We start from the raw sequence: 19551 nt of genomic DNA, 5'->3' as shown, positions 1-19551 counted from the left end.
AAAAACCGATATCGCTCCGCTGGAGCTTTATTTGTAAAACATTATTTCAACTATAAATATGGTGCTCCGCTGGAGCTAAAAATAAGAAATCATTTTAGAATAAAACTTCAATTTCTAAAACGAATACTTCTCTAATTTCTTCCCCTGAATATCCAAAACCTTTGTAGTTTCTTTAGAAACATCTTCTTTCCAAACTTTCTGAACAGAAGGATTTGAAGGATATTTTCCATTTTTCATTTTCATTTGATGAAATGTTCCTCTGCTTTCGAATATAAGATCATAAAAACTATCCGATGTAGAAGCCGTTACTAAAATTGGAAAATCGGTTACGGTAAACGAATTAATCACACTTCCGTCATTATTCAAAATATAGCCTGAACAACCTCCACTTCCGCAAAAATAAGGATTAGAGAAACCAACAAAATATTCATTTTTCTTATCATTGTTTAAATCAAATGCCTCGTAATAAAAAAAACGGTCTTCTTTTGTGATTGCAGGTAAATCACTTTTCAGTAAAACCAACAGCTGTTTTCTAATCGTTTCAACTGCTTTATCATCTCTGGGCGGAGCTTCGCTTAAATCGGCAGTTCCGGCAACTGTTTTGGATAAAGTATCCTGAACAATTGTTTTAATGATGTTTGAATCCTTTTTATCCTTATTCTGGCAGGAATATAGGGTTAGAATTGTGATTATTATTAGAATTTGTTTTTTCATCATTTTAGATTTTAAAAAGTTTTCAACTTTACGTTGTCTGATTCAATTTAGTTTTTTCAAACCAGCAATGCAGCCTTATTTTCAATATCATTTTCAGCCAATAACGATTTTATATTATTAAAAGTAACCAAAGCAATCTGCGTTAAAGCTTCGTTGGTAAAAAACGCCTGGTGAGCTGTTACCAAAACATTGGGAAAACTCATCAAACGCTGAATCGCATCATCCTGAATAATATCTGCAGAAAGATCTCTAAAGAATAGTTTTTCTTCCTGTTCGTAAACATCGATTCCCAGATAACCAATTTTACCTTCTTTTAAACCTTCAATAACACAGGCCGTTTCAATTAATCCGCCGCGGCTGGTATTGATAATCATAACGCTGTCTTTCATTTCATCAATAGATTTTTTATTGATTATATGTTTAGTCTGCTCATTTAATGGACAATGCAAAGAAATAATATCACTCGTTTTGAAGATTTCTTCGAGAGAAACAAATTTTACTCCGTCTTTTTCCATTTCGGCGTTCGTTACAATATCATAAGCCAAAACTTTGCATCCAAAACCTGAAGAAATTTTAGCAAAAGCTTTTCCTATATTTCCCGTTCCGATAATTCCAATTGTTTTTCCGAATAGATCAAAACCTAATAAGCCGTTTAGGGAAAAGTTTTGTTCACGAACTCTGTTATAGGCTTTGTGCGTTTTTCGGTTTAAGGTTAAAATCATAGCCATAGCATGTTCTGCAACTGCCTGAGGTGAATATGCAGGAACGCGACACACTTTTAAATTGTATTTTTTGGCCGCTTCTAAATCGACATTGTTAAAACCGGCACAACGCAAGGCGATAATTTTCACATTTTTTTCTGCCAGCTGCTTAATGACTGCCTCATTTACAATGTCATTTACAAACACGCAGACAATTTCAGCTTTTTCAATTAAAACAACAGTTTGGGGATTAAGCTGGGTTTCATAAAAATCCAATTCAAACCCAAAATCAGTATTATACTTATTAAAGAACGCTTTATCGTAAGGCTGGGTTGAAAAGAATGCTATTTTGTTATTCATAAGATTTGTTTTTGGTTTTTAACTTCTGGTCTTACTAAGGTAAGCAATTAATTTTGAAGTAATTTTCTGATCTCAAATCCATTTATTAATTTGTATAAATAGACATTACCTTCGACTGTAATTTTTCTTAATACTATGAGTTTTTATTCTCTAAATTTCAAATGGTCTGTACTAAAAAGCAAACCAATTCCGCTGTAAGGATCTTTTTTTAAATCATAAAAATTATTTACTACTGCCAAATCTTTATATAAATCTGAAATTATCGAAGATTGCTGAAATCCATCTATCGTATGATTTATGATAGTATTTTCCAAACAGGTTAATTCTTTTGTAGCATTTGTAACACCAATATTATTTCCCGTTTCCCAATCCCAAATAATCCAATCCCAATTATGTTTTTTATGCACACAATGCATCCATAAATAAGACAGGTTTTTAATTTTTATCTTTCCCAATTCTTTCGTTTTCCAATATTCAACACTTTCAATTATAGCGTTAATAGCATCATCTGAGTGATCATAAATAAAATCAGGATTTGAGACCTGAATTATCTTTATAGCATCGGCGATCTTGGTATTAATTGTTTTTAATTCCTTTTCACTAGGCTTTCTTAAAAAAGCAAACTCAATATCTTGTCGTTCAAAAACAGCTCCTGGTGATTTTACCTTCATTTCTTCAGGAATGCATTTAGCATTAGAATTTTCATCAAAAAACTCTTTCTTAGGATCAAAAGAAAAATTTTTATCTTCATAAAATCCCGAAGTATATCTTTCTTCAATTTCTTTTACTATTTGATAAGTCTCATAATTGGTATCTTCTTTTATTTCCTCTTCGTTTTTGAATTTACAGAAATAATCCGGCTGCAGCATCCAATACAAACAAAGTGCTGTTCCTTTATCAAGATGTTTTTGTTTGATAATCCACTCAAAAGGTTCAATTCCGTCATCATAATTCCAATGCTGTACAAATTGATGCAATTCGGCAGCAGTTAATTTTTGATAAGACATCTCGCCATTTACGGCTTTAAGAACACGGTTTTTATTTTTCTTATTAAATAATTCTTCCATATTTTATTCTGGTAATTCTATTTTGAAATTGTCAATGCATTAACAAATTTAAAAACCTATTCTTGTAAAACATCATGATTCAACGGATTTAAAAAACCATTAAAAATAAAAATACAATATTGCTAATCCATTTTTCGTTTTGTTAAAAACTACAATTCTGATTATTAGATTAAACCTATTCAATTGAATAAAGTCTAATTACTATAACCTCAAAAAAACAAATCATGAAAAAATTATTTATTGCAGCTTTGTTATTCGTTGGAGTAGCAAGTTTTGCACAAGACGCTGACCAAAAAAGAGAAAAAATGACACCCGAACAGCGTAATGAAAAACAATTACAAAAATTAACTTCTGAATTGAGTTTAGATGCAAATCAACAAACTCAGGTAAAACAATTACTGGCAGAAAGAAGTGCTAAAGCCGAAAAATTTAAAGAGGCCCGTCAGGCAAAAAAAGACAGTAATGTAAAACCAACTGCTGAAGAAAAAGAAGCTTTTAAAAAAGAAATGCTAGCTGAAAAAGAAGCAAACGACACTAAAATGAAATCTATTTTAACTGCAGATCAGTATACAAAATGGCATGCTTTGCAAGAAAAAAACAAAGAAAAAGCCAGAGAAAAAATGAGAGAATATAAAAAAGAAAACAACTAATTATAGTTTATAAAAAGAGGCAATTAAGCCTCTTTTTTATTTCTTTATCAACTTTATATTTTCATTAATAGTTTTTGTTAAATAAAAGATAAATCTGACAATCGCATTAAACTTAGCAAACTCTTTGAAGTCTAAATGCTATAATCTAAAAAAAACGAATTATGAAAAAATTATTTATTGCGGCTTTATTATTCGTTGGAGTAGTAAGTTTTGCACAAGACATCAATCAGAAATCAACACGTGATCAAAGAGAAAATTTAACTCCGGAACAACGTAACGAGAAACATTTACAAAAACTAACTTCTGAATTGAGTCTGGATAAAAAGCAACAAGATCAGGTAAAACAATTGTTGGCTGAAAGAAGTGCCAAAGCAGAAAAGTTTAAAGCTGCCAGAAAAGACAGTAAAACAAAACCTACTGATGCAGAAAGAGAAGCTTTTAAAAAACAAATGGAAACTGAAAAAGCAGCTAACGATGCTAAAATGAAATCTATTTTAAATGCTGATCAATACACAAAGTGGACGGCTTTGAAAAAAGAGCATAAAGATCATAAAGGTCATAGAGATATGAAATCTCCACAAGAACGCGATCAGGCACATTTGCAAAAATTGACAACAGATTTAAACCTAAATGCAGATCAGCAAAAACAAGTTGGTCAACTTTTATCTGAAAGAAGCTCTAAAATGGAAATGCTGAAAAAGAGCCGAAAAGATTCTGATGCAAAACCAACTGATGCTGAAAGAAAAGCCATGAAAAAACAAATGGAAGAAGATCACAAAGCAACTGATGCAAAAATGAAATCTATTTTAACAGCCGACCAATACAAAAAATGGGAAGCAATTAAAAAAGAACATAAAGACAAAATGAAAGATCACCGAAAAGATAAAATGTAAGTGAGATCAAAAAAAAAGAGGCTTTTAAAGCCTCTTTTTTGATTTATTAAAATGTCTTTGAAACTTTGTCAATTGCATTTATCGTAAAATCTAAATCTTCATACGTTAATGCATCTGTTATAAACCAGGTTTCGTAAGCTGATGGTGCAATATAAACACCTTCGTTTAACAATCCGTGGAAGAATTTCCTAAATGTTTCATTGTCTCCTTTTGCAGCCGTTTGAAAATCAACAACCGGATTTGCATCAAAATGTACCGAAATCATAGAACCTACTCTATTAATCGTAAAAATAACATTATTTGCTTTTAATACTTTATCGATTCCTGCTTCCAGATAAGCTGTTTTTTCTTCTAAACGGGTAAAAATAGTGCGGTCATTATCTAACGATTGCAGCATTGCCAATCCTGCAGCCATTGCCAACGGATTTCCAGACAATGTTCCTGCCTGATAAACCGGACCAAGTGGTGCAAGATGATTCATGATTTCTTCGCGCGCAGCAAAAGCGCCAACCGGCAAACCTCCACCAATCACTTTTCCGAAAGTAACGATATCAGCATTGATATTATACAATTCCTGAACTCCGCCACGAGCCAAACGGAAACCTGTCATTACCTCATCAAAAATTAATAAAATTCCGTTTGCTGTACACAAATCTCTTAAACCCTGCAAGAAACCTTTTTGAGGTGGAATACAGCCCATATTTCCGGCAACCGGCTCAATTATAATAGCTGCAATTTCGTTTTTATTGGCTTCGATTAAAGTTTTTACATTCTCTAAATCATTGTATTTTGCCAACAAAGTATCTTTTGCAGTTCCTTCTGTAACGCCCGGACTATTTGGTGATCCAAAAGTTACAGCTCCACTTCCGGCCTGAATCAAAAATGAATCAGAATGTCCGTGATAACAGCCTGCAAATTTGATGATTTTATCTCTTTTTGTAAATCCGCGAGCCAAACGAATCGCGCTCATACAAGCTTCTGTACCTGAATTTACAAATCTTATTTTATCAATATTCGGAACCATAGAAACAGCCAAAGCAGCGATTTGAGTTTCTAATTCTGTCGGCATTCCAAATGAAGTTCCCAGTTTTGCTTTTTCGATTACAGCATCAACAACCGGCTGATACGCATGACCCAAAACCATTGGTCCCCAAGAGTTGATATAATCTATTAATTTATTTCCGTCTTCATCATACAAATAAGCACCTTTGGCACTTTTTACAAAAATAGGAGTTCCTCCAACTGCTTTAAAGGCTCTTACTGGTGAATTTACTCCTCCCGGAATTACTTTTTCTGCTTCAGCAAAAAGCTGACTACTTCTTTTATAGATCATTTTTATTTTAGATTTTTAGATTTTAGATCGTTAGACTTCTTAGATTTTTGAAGCAGACTAATCCAATATCTATTTGTATTTTTTGATTTTATATAATTTATTTCACTTTCAACTTCTGTCCAATTGAAAGTGCGTTGTCTGAAAGATTATTTTTTCTCTTCAAATCATCAACCAATAAATTGAATTTTTTTGAAATCGAATATAATGTATCTCCTTGTTGCACTTCGTATAAATTGGGATCGTCTGAATTTGAATTAGAATTTTTGGTTGATCCTGAACTCGTTTTAGTTGAAGTTGAACTCGCAACTGATTTATCAAAAGGTTTGTAATTTTTTCCCGTTACCTGACAATCGTATTGATGCAGATTATAACGCTCGATATAACTTATTAATTTATCCGGATAATTAGGATCTGTGGCATAACCTGCAGCTCTTAAGCCTTTTGCCCAGGCTTTATAATCGTCTTTTTCGTAAGTAAATAAAGTTGCATATCTGTTTTTTCCAACCAAAAATAAGGCGTGGTCTTTATAAGATTCTGAAGCTTCTGTATATTTCCTGAAACATTCCTGAGAGGAATCATCATCATGCCGAACACTTTCTCCCAGCCAGTCTTTATGGCATTTTATTCCGAAATGATTATTGGCTTCCATTGCTAAATCGCCTTTCCCGGCTCCCGATTCTAAAATCCCCTGCGCCAGGATAATACTTGCCGGAATGCCATATTTCTGCATATTTCCCATTGCAATATCTTTGTATTGCAAAACATAATCGGTAATTACATTGCTGGTTACAACTGTTTTTGAAGTAGACTGAATAACCTCAGTTGTATTATTTGTAGTTGGATATTTTTTTACAGTTGGTCTTGAATCGGTCGTTTTTTTAGTAGTCGCCACCCTCGGTTTCTGCACTGACGCTGCTTTTTTAGTTGTTGCAATCGCCTGTTTACTCGAAGAACAACTTGCCAAAGCTGCTATTATAAAGAGTATTATAATTTTTTTAAACATTCGTTTTGAGTATTGGTAATTTCTTCTGCTTCAATTTTAAATTCATTCCTTCAATTCCCTGCAATCCGCCTGTGTGAATGAGTAAAATTTTTGAATGCGGAGGAAAATATTTTTTAGAGATTAAATCTATAACGCCAAAAAACATCTTTCCTGTATAAATTGGATCTAAGGGCACTTTATTTTCGTCAAAAAAAGCATTAATAAATTCAATTAATTCTAAATTTATCTTGCCATAACCTCCAAAATGATAGTCAGAAATTAATTCCCAGTTATCTTTTTGTGCAAAAATACGAATTTCATCGATTAAAAAGTCACCTTTTAACGCCGGAAACCCTAAAATTTTCTGATTTGGCAATGCACTATTTATTAGTCCCGAAATAGTTCCGCCTGTTCCAACAGCGCAGCAAACGTAATTAAAAACCGCATCTTCATCTGTTAAAATCTCTTCACAGCCTTTTACAGCAAGTTCATTTGTACCGCCTTCTGGTACTAAATAAAAATCACCAAACTTCTCTTTTAATTTTTCTATAAAAGGAATTTCACTTTTAAAACGATAATCTTCTCTCGAAACAAACTCAAATTCCATTCCGTTTTCCTGAGCAAATTTTAGGGTCGGGTTTTCTTCAATTTTATCAAAAAGTTCATCACCGCGAATAACTCCAATAGTTTTAATACCCTGCTCTTTTCCCGCATAAGCAACCGCAGCGATATGATTCGAAAAAGCACCGCCAAAAGTTAGTAAAGTGGTTTTGTTTTCGGCTTTCGCCTGAAGTAAATTGTATTTTAATTTTCTTAATTTATTCCCTGAAATAAACGGATGATTTAAGTCTTCGCGCTTTATTGTCAAAGAAATATCATTAGGAAAATTGATATTGATATTCTGGTTCAAAATTGTTTTATTTTAATTTGATGTATTTTAGAAACTGAAAAAAAGATCGGTTTTTCAAATAGTCTAAATCGGTTTCTTTTGCGTAAGCTTCTCTTTCAAAACTAATATTTCGATAAGCCAAATCCTTGTTTTTATACTGAATTAAACGGAATAAATATTCCAGGAAATACCAGATAAAAAAAGGCAAAATCAGCATTTCTTTTTGTTGTTTCAAATGAATCTTTTCATGGTTCACAAAAATCATATTCGCTTTATCCAAATCATATTTCATCAATACAAACGGAAACACAGCCATTCCGCGATATCCTTTCGGAATTAAATATTTAGCAACAATCAGAAACATTAGCTGTAAAGTTTATAAATTTGTGGATATAAAATTATGAGATTTCATTAAAATCATAATCAATTATTTATTTTTGATTTTTAAAGAAATAAAAATACGACCGAAAGCAGATTTATGAAAGAGCAAAGTAATGAAAATAAATTAATCGAAGGCGAAGATTTTTACTATACGCCCGAAGGTTATAAATGCTTTACCGAAAAACACCATTTAAAACGCGGTTATTGCTGTAAAAGTGGCTGTCGTCATTGTCCGTACGGATTTGACAAAAAAACAGGACAAATCAGGAAAACGAATTAAATAATGTGCCAATTTGATAATTAGATAATTATTGAAAGAGAATTTTAAATTAAACTAACCTCATTAAAAATAGATATGATTTTCAACTTCAAAAAAATCTAAGAAGTCTAACTATCTAACATCTAAAAATCTAAACAAAAATGAACGTTTTTATAAATAAAAATATACCAGAGGCCGGCATTGTATTACTTCGGGAAAAAGGCATCAATCTTACCATAAATCCAACTGAGAATGTATTATCAAGAGATGAATTCATCAAAATCTGTCAGGAAAATGATGCGCTTCTTAATGTTGGAACCAATAATTTTGATGAAGATTTTTTTCAGCAATGCCCTAATTTAAAAGGTATCGCTTTATTTTCTGTTGGCTTTGATGCTGTTGATATTCCATCGGCAAATAGTCGAAAAATACCTGTGGGAAACACGCCTGATGTTTTAAGCAGAGCAACTTCGGATATTGCTTTTTTATTGATGCAAAGCGTTGCCAGAAAGTCATTTTATAATCACAAAAAAATTATAAACGGAGAATGGGGAAGTTTTAATGCATTAGAAAATTTAGGACAAGAACTCTACGGCAAAACACTCGGGATATTCGGTTTGGGCAGAATTGGTTTTGAAATGGTCCAAAAATGTAAAGCCGCTTTCGGAATGAATATCATTTACCACAATCGTTCTCATAATGAAAATGCCGAAAATGAACTTAATGCGGAGTTGGTAGATTTTGAAACTTTACTCGCAAAAAGTGATGTTTTGAGCGTTCATTCTAATTATACAGAAGAAAATAACGAACTTTTTAATAAAAGTACTTTTGCAAAAATGAAACCTAGTTCTATTTTCATCAATACAGCAAGGGGAAAATTCCATAATGAAGACGATTTATTTCATGCCCTGACCAATAATATAATCTGGGGCGCGGGACTTGACGTTACTAATCCGGAACCCATGAAAAAAGACAATCCGTTATTATCATTGCCAAATTGTTGTATTTTGCCACATATTGGCTCCGCAACATACGAAGCCAGAAATGCAATGGCAGTTTGCGCCGCACAAAATATAATAGCGCTTTTTGAAAATAAAAAAATGCCATTTTGTGTTAATGAAGAAGTTTATTTTTAATTCGAAAATCTAAAATCATCAATCTAAAACCTAAAATTACATATGGATATTCGCTCAAGAAAATTTAGGATTAGGATCTACAAATCCTATCATAGGTCGGATATTCGTTATCCCTAGTTTTTAATTAGAAAATGTGTCAATTTGATGATTAGATAATTATTTTCAGGTTGAATATTGATAGATATTTCGCTCCAATGGAGCTTTATTAATTGACGCATATTGTTTTCTATAAATATAACGCCTTTCCAAGGCTAACTCCAGAGGAGTGAAATATTTATAGAAATACAATTAGCATTCAGAATTTTAGCCCCAGCGGGGCGTCATAATTAAACATACAATAATTTTCGATGTTGAATCTTACGTTTTGCAAAAATCTAAAATCAACAATCTAAAACTTTAGTCCAGCGGAGCGACATAATAAAAAAACAAATTAATCTGTTGTTAATCTAACTAAAATATCTTAGTAACTTAGAATCTTAGCAACTTAGCACCTTTAAAAAAATGACTTTCAAAGAAGAAATACAACAGGGAATTCCAACGATATTACCTCCAAAAAAACAATACGATTTAGCAATTAATCATGCGCCAAAACGAAAAGAAATTCTTTCGGCAGAAGAAAAAAAACTGGCTCTAAAAAATGCATTACGTTATTTTGAAGCCAAACATCACGCTGAATTAATTCAGGAGTTTTCAGAAGAACTAGAAAAATACGGACGTATTTATATGTATCGTTTGCGCCCGGATTACAGAATGTATGCGAGACCAATTGACGAATATCCTGGAAAATCATTGCAGGCAAAAGCGATCATGCACATGATTCAGAACAATCTGGATTATGCTGTGGCGCAGCATCCGCATGAATTGATTACGTATGGCGGAAACGGAGCTGTTTTTCAGAACTGGGCGCAATATTTATTAACCATGCAGTATTTGTCTGAAATGACAGATGAGCAGACTTTAACGATGTATTCAGGTCATCCGATGGGATTATTTCCTTCACATGCTGAAGCGCCAAGAGTTGTGGTTACCAACGGAATGGTTATCCCGAATTACTCAAAACCGGACGATTGGGAAAAAATGAATGCGCTTGGCGTTTCTCAATACGGACAAATGACCGCAGGAAGTTATATGTATATTGGCCCACAGGGAATTGTACACGGAACGACGATTACAGTTTTGAATGGTTTCAGAAAAATAAAATTAAATCCTGAAGGAAATCTTTTTGTGACTTCAGGTCTTGGCGGAATGTCTGGCGCGCAGCCAAAAGCCGGAAATATTGCAGGTTGTATTACGGTCTGCGCCGAAGTAAATCCGAAGATTACCAAAATTCGTCACGAACAAGGCTGGATTAACGAAATTGTAACTTCGACAGAAGAATTGGTTCAGCGTGTAAATTCGGCAAAAGCCAATAAAGAAGTGGTTTCGATTGCTTATTTAGGAAATGTGGTTGATGTTTGGGAATGTTTCGATAAAGAAAATATCAAAATTGATTTGGGTTCAGATCAAACTTCATTACATAATCCTTGGGCTGGCGGTTATTATCCTGTTGGGATTTCTTTTGAAGAAGCCAATGACATGATGGCTAATAATCCTGATTTATTCAAAGAAAAAGTTCAGGAATCGTTACGTCGTCAAGCGAAAGCAATAAATAAACATACTGCAAAAGGAACGTACTTTTTCGATTATGGAAATGCTTTTTTACTAGAAGCTTCGCGCGCCGGTGCAGATGTAATGGCTGAAAATAATATCGATTTTAAATATCCGAGTTATGTGCAGGATATTATGGGACCAATGTGTTTTGATTATGGTTTTGGACCTTTCAGATGGGTTTGTACCTCTGGAAAACCGGAAGATTTACAAAAAACAGATACTATTGCAAGTCAGGTTTTAGAAGAACTGGCGAAAACTTCTCCAAATGAAATTCAGCAGCAAATGCAGGATAATATTAAATGGATCAAAGGCGCTCAGGAAAATAAATTGGTTGTGGGTTCTCAAGCCAGAATTCTGTATGCTGATGCCGAAGGCCGAATTAAAATTGCCGAAGCTTTTAATCAGGCAATTGCAAAAGGCGAAATTGGAACTGTTGTTTTAGGCCGTGATCATCATGACGTTTCCGGAACGGATTCTCCTTACAGAGAGACTTCTAACATTTATGACGGTTCTCGTTTTACGGCCGATATGGCGATTCAAAATGTAATTGGCGACAGCTTTAGAGGCGCAACCTGGGTATCGATTCACAATGGTGGAGGTGTTGGCTGGGGAGAGGTTATAAACGGCGGATTTGGTATGGTTCTTGATGGTTCTAAAGAGGCTTCAAAACGTTTAGCATCAATGCTTTTCTGGGATGTTAACAACGGAATTTCAAGACGAAGCTGGGCAAGAAATGACGAAGCTATTTTTGCCATAAAAAGAGCTATGGAAGTTCAGCCTTTATTAAAAGTAACTTTGCCTAATATAGTCGACGAAAGTTTATTTTAGATTGAAGTTATTTGCTTAAATTGAGAACAAATAAATTTTTATAAATATGAAAACATTCAAATTAGTACCCGTTTTTTTGCTTTTAATATTAGCCTCCTGCAGCACTGTTAGTGTTTATTCTGATTACGACAAAAACGTAGATTTTGCGCCTTATAAAACGTATGCTTTTTTTAAGCCGGGAATTGACAAGGTTGAAATTTCTGATTTGGATAAAAGACGAATTCTTCACGCAATAGAGACTGAAATGCAGGCAAAAGGTTTTACCAAAAGCGAAAATCCTGATTTATTAGTAAATATTTTTACTAAATCAAGAGAGCAAGTAAATGTAAACCAGTTTAGCGCGGGCTGGGGTTACGGCTGGGGCTGGGGTTGGAATCCATATATGATGTATGGAGGAAACCAAACTACAGTTTCAACCTCTACAGAAGGAACTTTATTTATTGATTTAATCGATGCCAAAAAGAAAGAAATGATCTGGCAAGGTGAAGGTATTGGAACCTTAACTAAAAACATTGATAAAAAAGATGCCAGAATACAAGAAATTGTAAGCAAGGTTTTGGCTCAATATCCACCTGTTAAAAAGTAATTTTTCAAATACGGTTTTCAGTCACAGTTGATCAGTTTTCGCAAAAACTAAAAACAGAGATTGAGTATTTTAAAAAATAATTAATACATTTGTTATTCAGACAACAACAAAAATGACAAACTTTAGTAACATTATTATCGCTATTATCAGCATTATTGCAATTCAGCAATGATGGCGAGGTGTTATATAAAAAAGTAAACAAATACAATTTATGAAACCTCCCAATCGGGAGGTTTTTTTTATTTAATGATTTTAAAATAGCCACGAATTTCACGAATTAGCACGAATTTTTATTAACCAGAAGCTAAAATATTAATTCGTGAAAATTTGTGTAATTCGTGGCAAAAACATAAACAACATGACATTATTTAACGAAGTAATCAACGCAAAAAAACAGCTCGAAAATGTAGTTGCCGCTACTCCACTCACACAAAATTTAAATCTTTCAGATGAATTTAAATCAACTATTTTATTAAAAAGAGAAGATTTACAAATTGTTCGTTCGTATAAAATTCGGGGTGCTTATAACAAAATTTCTTCGTTGAAAGATTCAGAAAAAGCAACAGGAATTGTTTGTGCCAGTGCCGGAAATCATGCACAAGGCGTTGCTTATTCCTGTAATTTACTGGAGATAAAAGGCAAAATTTACATGCCAAAAACCACTCCGAAACAAAAAGTAAAACAAGTACAATTATTCGGAAAATCGTTTGTTGAAATTGTACTTACAGGAGATACTTTTGATGATGCTTACGCTTCGGCAACGGCAGATGCTATTAAAAATCATAAAACTTTCATTCATCCTTTTGATGATTTAAAAGTTATTGCAGGGCAAGGAACTGTTGGGTTAGAAATCTTAGATAGCTATAAAGAACATATTGATTATGTTTTTGTGCCCATTGGCGGTGGCGGACTTGCGTCTGGATTATCTGAAGTTTTTAAACATTTAAGTCCGAATACAAAAATTATTGGGGTTGAACCCAAAGGTGCACCTTCGATGAAAACTTCTATCGATCAAAATAAAAACACCGCTTTAACCACAATAGATAAATTTGTTGATGGTGCTGCCGTAAAACAAGTTGGCGACATGACTTTTGATATCTGCAGAAATAATTTAGACGATATTATTTTGGTTCCCGAAGGAAAAGTCTGCACGACAATTTTGCGTTTGTATAATGAAGAAGCAATGGTTGTTGAACCGGCAGGAGCATTGACAATTGCTGCTTTAGATTTTTATAAGGATAAAATAAAAGGCAAAAAAGTAGTTTGCGTTGTTAGCGGAAGCAATAACGATATTGAAAGAACCGCCGAAATAAAAGAACGGTCTTTACTTTACGAAGGTTTAATGCACTATTTTATGATTCAGTTTCCGCAACGTCCGGGTGCATTGAAAGAATTTGTAAACAATATTTTAGGTTCGGATGATGATATTACTTATTTTCAATTTCATAAAAAAAACAATCGCGAAGTAGGTTCTGTAGTTGTTGGATTAGAACTGAAAAAGAAAAAAGACATTATGAATATTAAATTAAATATGACTAAAAACGGATTTGAGTTTCAATATCTGAATGACAATCAGGATTTGTTTACACAATTAATTGGGTAAAAAACAAAAGGCTGCCTGAAATAAATATCAGACAGCCTTTAAACTCAATATAAAATTACTAATTGAATCCAGAAATTTAAAAATTATTGTTTTACAACTTTTTTAGAATAAGAACCTTTACTGTCTGTAACTTTCACAATGTAAAGTCCTTTTGGTAATTTTGAAATTTCAATTTCAGCTTCACTTCCATTTACAAAATCAACAGTTCTTTTTAAAAGATTTTGACCAGTAACCGAATAAATCTCAACCTGACCAGAACCTGAATTTGGTGTATTTATTTTTAAATAATCATTGGTTGAATTGATATAAATTGAAAGATCTGATTGAGAATTAAGTTCTTCTGCAGCAGCTTTTTTAGCTGTAGATTCAACCTGAACAAATTGCCATTGTTGATTTAATCCGCCAGTATAACTCCAAACCTGAATATTGGCCCCGTTTGCAGTAGAAACATTTTCGACATCAAGAGATTTTCCACTATTTAAATTAATGATTTTATAATAACCTCCTCCAAGACTTGTAACTGTCCATTTGAATTCGTTAGAAGCAGAAAATGTTTTTTGCTGTACTTTTAATCCATCTGCCGTTCCATTATTTTCAACCGCAAGATACATTCCTGTCGATTTTACAATGATGTAATAGTTTCCACTTCCATCAGAAACGAATTTCCAACGCTGATTATTTCCTCCGCCATTTGTAATATCATATTGCTGAATACGGCTTCCGCTTGTTGTGGCATTATCTGCAACATCCAAACCTTTGCTACTGTTTCTTGAAATAATATTGTAATATCCCGGAAAACTTTCAACCGGAGGATTACCTGCTGGCCAATTGAATGTTACAGCAGATGTTGCAGGTACAGAATAATTAAATGCCGATGATCCCGAAACCACTTTGATTGTATTTGCCGATCCGCTTGAATTATACACGACAAGCGAAATCGAACCATCAGGATTTTTAAATCCAGCAGAAAAAATACTTCCGTTTGTACTTGAAGAATTAATTCGTAAAGCGCCCGGTTTTACAAATTTTGAAATTTGACCAATAATATAATACGCTACATTTTTAGTATAACTTGTACTGTTATTTACCGTAATTGCACCTAAACAAGTAGAACATCCGCTCGGAGTTCTTGGCCCTAATGCTGGGTTATTTGCTGCATTCCATTCCAAAACTGTTTTTGCCCAATTGTTTGTACTTCCAATCACTACATTTTGCATGTGCCAGCCAAAATCTCCGCTAAAACTTCCTCCCGATCCTGTATATTGTTCTGTAAAATATACGTTTTTATTGGTTGCATTTCGTACTGTTGACATTGCTGAAATATTTCCTAAATACAAGTGAAATGCCGCGCCATCAACATAACCACTGTTATTTAAAACATCAATAGGATAAGCTGTATTATCGCAATTATGATCAAAAGCAATAATTTTTATGTTTCCGTAACCAGCTGCTGCCATTTGCGGACCAAGTTGATTATTGATAAAATTCTTTTGTTCTGTAGAATTCATCAGCATACTTGGTTCGTTATGCGGATTTTCAGGTTCATTTTGAGGTGTGATTCCCCAAATTGAAATTCCCTGCGCCTGCATTGCATCAAAGTATTTCACAAAATATCTGGCATACGCTGCATAATATTGTGTTTGCAAACTTCCGCCAATCCAGGAATTATTAGTTTTCATCCAACGGGGAGCCGACCACGGAGTTGCTAATATTTTAATATTCGGATTAATTAATTTTATCTTTTTTATAATGGGAACTAAATACGTTAAATCCGGTCCGTTAAGACTAAAGTTATTCATATTTACATCGCCAGAAGTTTCATTATAACTATAAGAAGAACTGCTTAAATCTGAAGCTCCTATACTAATACGAACTACACTTGCGTTTAATCCTGTAGTGGGATTGTATAAATCATTTAATAATTGATTTTGTTGTGTGGCCGCCATTCCGCTAATCACTTCGCAGCTTCCTTCAGTAAGTGTGTAACCAAAACCATCCATAGTTTGATAGGTTGTTCCGGCATTAACCGTTACCGTTGACGGATTTGATCCTGAGTTTGTACCGAAATTTACAGTACTTTGCTGCTGTAATAATTTTGTCTGGTCGCCTGAGGTTATCCAAGGGGTAACTGTCTGTGCATTCGTCTTACTAATTAGTGAAGTCATAATAATGCAAAACATTAGAATAAACTTCATTCGGTTTTGTGGTTTTTGGGTAATTTTGTTCATAGTTTTGAGGTTTTAGATAATTAAATTTTTCTCGTTTTTTAAGATTAATTTTATTAATTCAACCCAATATTAAGACAAATTTAATTAAAATGATATTTTTCCTACATTACAAATACACATCATTTTAAAATTCAAACCTTACAAAAACCTATCTATATTTTTTACAAATAATTGATTTTTAATGTTTTAACTAAAAGAAAAAGAGTAAAAATCTTACTTTAAGAGTTTGAAAAATCATAAAATGATAAAATCAACATAAAAATCTATTATTTCTAATGCCTGAAAGTATATTTTGATCCATTCTGATAAAATAATAACACTCAAATGATAAATATCAGAAAGTATAAAAGATGATATGTCGTATTTTTGTACTTCATCTTATTTAGAAAAACATGGCAGCTCTTAAAGATATTTCAAACATAGAAGACATAAAATTAATGGTCGATTCTTTTTATGATAACATTAGAAGGGATGAACTTTTGGGACCCATTTTTAATGATAAATTACAAGATCGCTGGCCTGTACATTTGCAAAAAATGTATGGTTTTTGGCAAACAATTTTATTTGATGTTCGTGCTTATTCAGGAACTCCTTTTCCGCCTCACAAGCAATTACCGGTAAACAAAACACATTTTGACCGCTGGATTCAACTTTTTAATACTACAATTGATTCTCAATTTTCAGGACCAATTACCGAAGAAGCCAAAATGAGAGCAGCAAATATGGCTTATATGTTCAATCACAAAATCGAGTATTTCAGAAATGCCGAAAATGAGTTAAAAAAGTAAATTACCAATTAGATTTGGATTACCGTTTTTATTAAATAAATTTGATCAGCAAAATTGCTATTAAAAACCAAATCAAAACAAATCCAATCTTTAATCATGAAAAAGACAATTCTGTTTTTTATAATCTGCTTTTCCTTTTTAAATCATCTAAATGCACAAACAGCCCCAATTTTTAATTTGTACAAAGGCACTGTCGACGCAAAAAATCCCGTAACATTTTATATTAAAACAGAAGAAAACCCATGCACGGCAGATCTCATGTATACCGCCATGTATCGTTATGACAAATCAGGAAGCTGGATTCAGTTAAACATTACACAAAATGTAAAAATCGAAAATCAATTCGTTTTCGTAGAACACGGTTTTAGCGGTGTAATGATTTTAAAGAAAACCGGAAACACTTTTACTGGTTTATGGATTAGTCCCGACACAAAAAAACAATTAAAAATTGATGTAAAAGAAGCTTCGATGACAAAAAAGGAAATCGAAAAATATGAAAAAACACTGGAGAAAGTGAATTATGAAAATAATGACTGTTAAAATCATTTGTCTTCAAAATCAATAAAAATGCAATAAAAGTTGCTTTCGAATAAAAATATTGTGATGAACAGCAAAAATTAGCGAGCTAAATTCGTAATTTTACATTCTTAATCTACAACGTTTTCGAAAATGAATGCATCTATAGAAACAAATCCGTTATTAGAAAGATTGCCAAAACATTTAAAGCAATTCATCAAACCACAGGATTATAGCGATTATACGCCAATAAATCAAGCTGTTTGGCGCTATGTAATGCGCAAAAACGTAGATTATTTATCAAAAGTTGCGCATCATTCTTATTTGGATGGTTTGAAAAAAACCGGAATCGAAATTGATTCTATTCCAAGCATGTACGGCATGAACAGAATCCTGACCGAAATTGGCTGGGCTGCAGTTGCTGTAGACGGTTTTATTCCGCCAAATGCTTTTATGGAATTTCAGGCTTACAACGTTTTGGTTATCGCTTCAGATATTCGTCAATTAGAACATATAGAATATACACCAGCTCCGGATATTATTCACGAAGGTGCCGGCCACGCTCCTATTATTGCAAATCCTGAATATGCAGAATATTTGCGTCGTTTTGGTGAAATTGGATGCAAGGCCATTTCATCTCACAAAGATTATCAAATGTATGAAGCGATTCGTTTGCTTTCTATTTTGAAAGAAGCCGAAGATACGCCTCAGGAAAAAATAGATGAAGCCGAAAAAGCAGTTGCCGATTTGCAAAATAATATGGGCGAATTATCTGAGATGGCTCAAATTAGAAACCTTCATTGGTGGACAGTAGAATATGGTTTGATTGGAACTGTCGAAAATCCAAAAATATATGGCGCCGGATTACTTTCTTCTATTGGTGAAAGTGCCTGGTGCATGACCGATAATGTAAAGAAAATACCTTATGATATTTCGGCTGCGAATCAAAATTTTAATATTACACAGTTACAACCTCAACTTTATGTAACTCCGAATTTCTCTTATTTGAGTTTGATTCTCGAAGAATTTGCCAATAAAATGGCTTTAAGAACCGGAGGAATTTCGGGAATTAAAAAACTAATTCACTCGAATGCTTTAGGAACTATTGAATTAAGTACAGGTTTACAAATTTCGGGTGTTTTTACCAATGTTCTGGAAGAAGAAGGAAAACCGGTTTACATTCAGACTACGGGAAAAACTGCTTTATCTTACCGTGAAAAAGAATTAGTTGGCCACGGAACTTTAACGCATCCTGAAGGATTCGGAAGTCCGATTGGAAAATTAAAAGGATTCAATTTAGCGATTGAAGACATGAGTCCGAAGGATTTACAAGCGTATTCTATAGTAGAAAACGAAACTGTAAAATTAGAATTTGAAGGCAATATTATTGTTGAAGGAGAAATCATAACCGGTTCAAGAAATTTACATGGAGAAATTATCTTAATCAGTTTTAGAAATTGTACGGTAACGCATGGCGAAACGATTTTGTTTCAGCCAGAATGGGGAAATTATGATATGGCGATTGGTAAAAAAGTGGTTTCTGCTTTTTCCGGTCCAGCCGATGTAAATAGTTTTGACCTTATTAATAATGTTCCGAAAACGACAACTATAAAAGCAAAACATACAGACGAACGTGATGATTTAGAAGTTTTATATCAAACGGTTCGTATGCTTAGAGAAAACAAAGATTCTAAATCTGAACTGAAATCTGTTTTTGAAAAATTAAAAAGTCATCATGCTAATGATTGGCTGCTTTGTGTTGAAATTGCTGAACTTTTGAAAGATTCTGAAGAAAAACAACTTTTGCAGGAAGTCTTGGTTTATTTGGATCAACTAAAAGAAAAACGTCCTGAAGTTGCGCATTTAATTGCGGGGGGATTGGATTTGATTTTTGATAGTTCTTTGCCACAAAGGCACTAAAATTTTTGCCACGAAGGCAGTAAGGCGCAAAGTTTTTTCACAATCTTGTCATTTCGACGGAGGAGAA

Annotated in this window: 18 protein-coding genes; 10 read left to right on the top strand and 8 right to left on the bottom strand. The window is 33.3% G+C overall.

The window, feature by feature from the left end:
- Nucleotides 1-114: 114 nt before the first annotated feature.
- From AC4FQ3_RS19885 to AC4FQ3_RS19875, 3 genes are all read right to left on the bottom strand, one after another.
- Nucleotides 115-714, bottom strand: a complete 600-nt coding sequence (locus AC4FQ3_RS19885) for a hypothetical protein (RefSeq protein ID WP_491183024.1) — start codon at nt 712-714, stop codon at nt 115-117.
- Nucleotides 715-770: 56 nt separating this feature from the next.
- A complete protein-coding gene (locus tag AC4FQ3_RS19880; RefSeq protein ID WP_463462051.1) occupies nt 771-1775 on the bottom strand; it encodes a 2-hydroxyacid dehydrogenase in 1005 nt (334 codons plus the stop codon).
- Nucleotides 1776-1918: 143 nt separating this feature from the next.
- Complete coding sequence (locus tag AC4FQ3_RS19875) at nt 1919-2842, bottom strand: DUF4274 domain-containing protein (protein ID WP_491183023.1); 924 nt, start codon at nt 2840-2842, stop codon at nt 1919-1921.
- 224 nt (nt 2843-3066) lie between these two features.
- Between AC4FQ3_RS19875 and AC4FQ3_RS19870 the strand changes: the two genes are divergently transcribed.
- Together AC4FQ3_RS19870 and AC4FQ3_RS19865 are read left to right on the top strand one after the other, a co-directional pair.
- Nucleotides 3067-3492 carry a DUF4890 domain-containing protein gene (locus AC4FQ3_RS19870; RefSeq protein WP_491183022.1) on the top strand — a complete coding sequence of 142 codons (426 nt, stop codon included), beginning with the start codon at nt 3067-3069 and terminating at the stop codon, nt 3490-3492.
- Between the two features lie 161 nt (nt 3493-3653).
- Nucleotides 3654-4385 carry a DUF4890 domain-containing protein gene (locus AC4FQ3_RS19865; protein WP_491183021.1) on the top strand — a complete coding sequence of 244 codons (732 nt, stop codon included), beginning with the start codon at nt 3654-3656 and terminating at the stop codon, nt 4383-4385.
- Between the two features lie 46 nt (nt 4386-4431).
- On the opposite strand, the gene hemL is transcribed toward AC4FQ3_RS19865, so the two are convergent.
- The 4 genes from hemL to AC4FQ3_RS19845 form a co-directional block, all read right to left on the bottom strand.
- Nucleotides 4432-5718: a glutamate-1-semialdehyde 2,1-aminomutase gene (gene hemL, locus AC4FQ3_RS19860; RefSeq protein WP_491183020.1), complete on the bottom strand. Its 1287-nt coding sequence runs from the start codon at nt 5716-5718 to the stop codon at nt 4432-4434.
- Between the two features lie 97 nt (nt 5719-5815).
- Nucleotides 5816-6721 (bottom strand): glucosaminidase domain-containing protein, encoded by a 906-nt coding sequence (locus AC4FQ3_RS19855; RefSeq protein ID WP_491183019.1) that lies wholly within the window; start codon nt 6719-6721, stop codon nt 5816-5818.
- Complete coding sequence (locus AC4FQ3_RS19850; RefSeq protein ID WP_491183018.1) at nt 6714-7610, bottom strand: 1-aminocyclopropane-1-carboxylate deaminase/D-cysteine desulfhydrase; 897 nt, start codon at nt 7608-7610, stop codon at nt 6714-6716. The genes AC4FQ3_RS19855 and AC4FQ3_RS19850 overlap by 8 nt, the downstream gene beginning before the upstream one ends.
- A 7-nt stretch (nt 7611-7617) precedes the next feature.
- Nucleotides 7618-7953 (bottom strand): hypothetical protein, encoded by a 336-nt coding sequence (locus AC4FQ3_RS19845; RefSeq protein WP_491183017.1) that lies wholly within the window; start codon nt 7951-7953, stop codon nt 7618-7620.
- A gap of 114 nt (nt 7954-8067) precedes the next feature.
- Here AC4FQ3_RS19845 and AC4FQ3_RS19840 point away from each other — a divergent pair, with 114 nt between their 5' ends.
- From AC4FQ3_RS19840 to ilvA, 5 genes are all read left to right on the top strand, one after another.
- Nucleotides 8068-8250 carry a C1orf53 family protein gene (locus AC4FQ3_RS19840; protein ID WP_491183016.1) on the top strand — a complete coding sequence of 61 codons (183 nt, stop codon included), beginning with the start codon at nt 8068-8070 and terminating at the stop codon, nt 8248-8250.
- Nucleotides 8251-8390: 140 nt separating this feature from the next.
- Nucleotides 8391-9365 (top strand): 2-hydroxyacid dehydrogenase, encoded by a 975-nt coding sequence (locus tag AC4FQ3_RS19835; protein ID WP_491183015.1) that lies wholly within the window; start codon nt 8391-8393, stop codon nt 9363-9365.
- Nucleotides 9366-9866: 501 nt separating this feature from the next.
- A complete protein-coding gene (gene hutU, locus AC4FQ3_RS19830) occupies nt 9867-11843 on the top strand; it encodes a urocanate hydratase (RefSeq protein ID WP_491183014.1) in 1977 nt (658 codons plus the stop codon).
- Nucleotides 11844-11889: 46 nt separating this feature from the next.
- The gene (locus AC4FQ3_RS19825; RefSeq protein WP_491183013.1) at nt 11890-12429 is read left to right on the top strand and encodes a DUF4136 domain-containing protein; all 540 of its coding nucleotides are present in this window, start codon (nt 11890-11892) and stop codon (nt 12427-12429) included.
- 358 nt (nt 12430-12787) lie between these two features.
- On the top strand, nt 12788-14032 hold the full coding sequence (gene ilvA / locus AC4FQ3_RS19820; protein ID WP_491183012.1) for a threonine ammonia-lyase IlvA: 1245 nt from the start codon (nt 12788-12790) through the stop codon (nt 14030-14032).
- A gap of 83 nt (nt 14033-14115) precedes the next feature.
- Here ilvA and AC4FQ3_RS19815 read toward each other — a convergent pair whose 3' ends face one another.
- The gene (locus AC4FQ3_RS19815) at nt 14116-16260 is read right to left on the bottom strand and encodes an RICIN domain-containing protein (RefSeq protein WP_491183011.1); all 2145 of its coding nucleotides are present in this window, start codon (nt 16258-16260) and stop codon (nt 14116-14118) included.
- Between the two features lie 392 nt (nt 16261-16652).
- On the opposite strand from AC4FQ3_RS19815, the gene AC4FQ3_RS19810 reads away from it, so the two are divergent.
- The 3 genes from AC4FQ3_RS19810 to AC4FQ3_RS19800 all read left to right on the top strand — a co-directional run bounded on the left by AC4FQ3_RS19810 (nt 16653) and on the right by AC4FQ3_RS19800 (nt 19484).
- Entirely contained in the window at nt 16653-17048 is a 396-nt protein-coding gene (locus AC4FQ3_RS19810; RefSeq protein WP_491183010.1) for a group III truncated hemoglobin, read from the top strand.
- 96 nt (nt 17049-17144) lie between these two features.
- Nucleotides 17145-17588, top strand: a complete 444-nt coding sequence (locus tag AC4FQ3_RS19805) for a hypothetical protein (protein ID WP_073397363.1) — start codon at nt 17145-17147, stop codon at nt 17586-17588.
- Nucleotides 17589-17717: 129 nt separating this feature from the next.
- On the top strand, nt 17718-19484 hold the full coding sequence (locus tag AC4FQ3_RS19800) for an aromatic amino acid hydroxylase (RefSeq protein ID WP_491183009.1): 1767 nt from the start codon (nt 17718-17720) through the stop codon (nt 19482-19484).
- The last annotated feature ends 67 nt before the right edge of the window (nt 19485-19551 follow it).

This window comes from Flavobacterium sp. AK-345, from assembly GCF_058310175.1.
The sequence above is the reverse complement of the archived record's forward strand: the minus strand, read 5'-3'. Positions and strand labels throughout refer to the sequence as shown.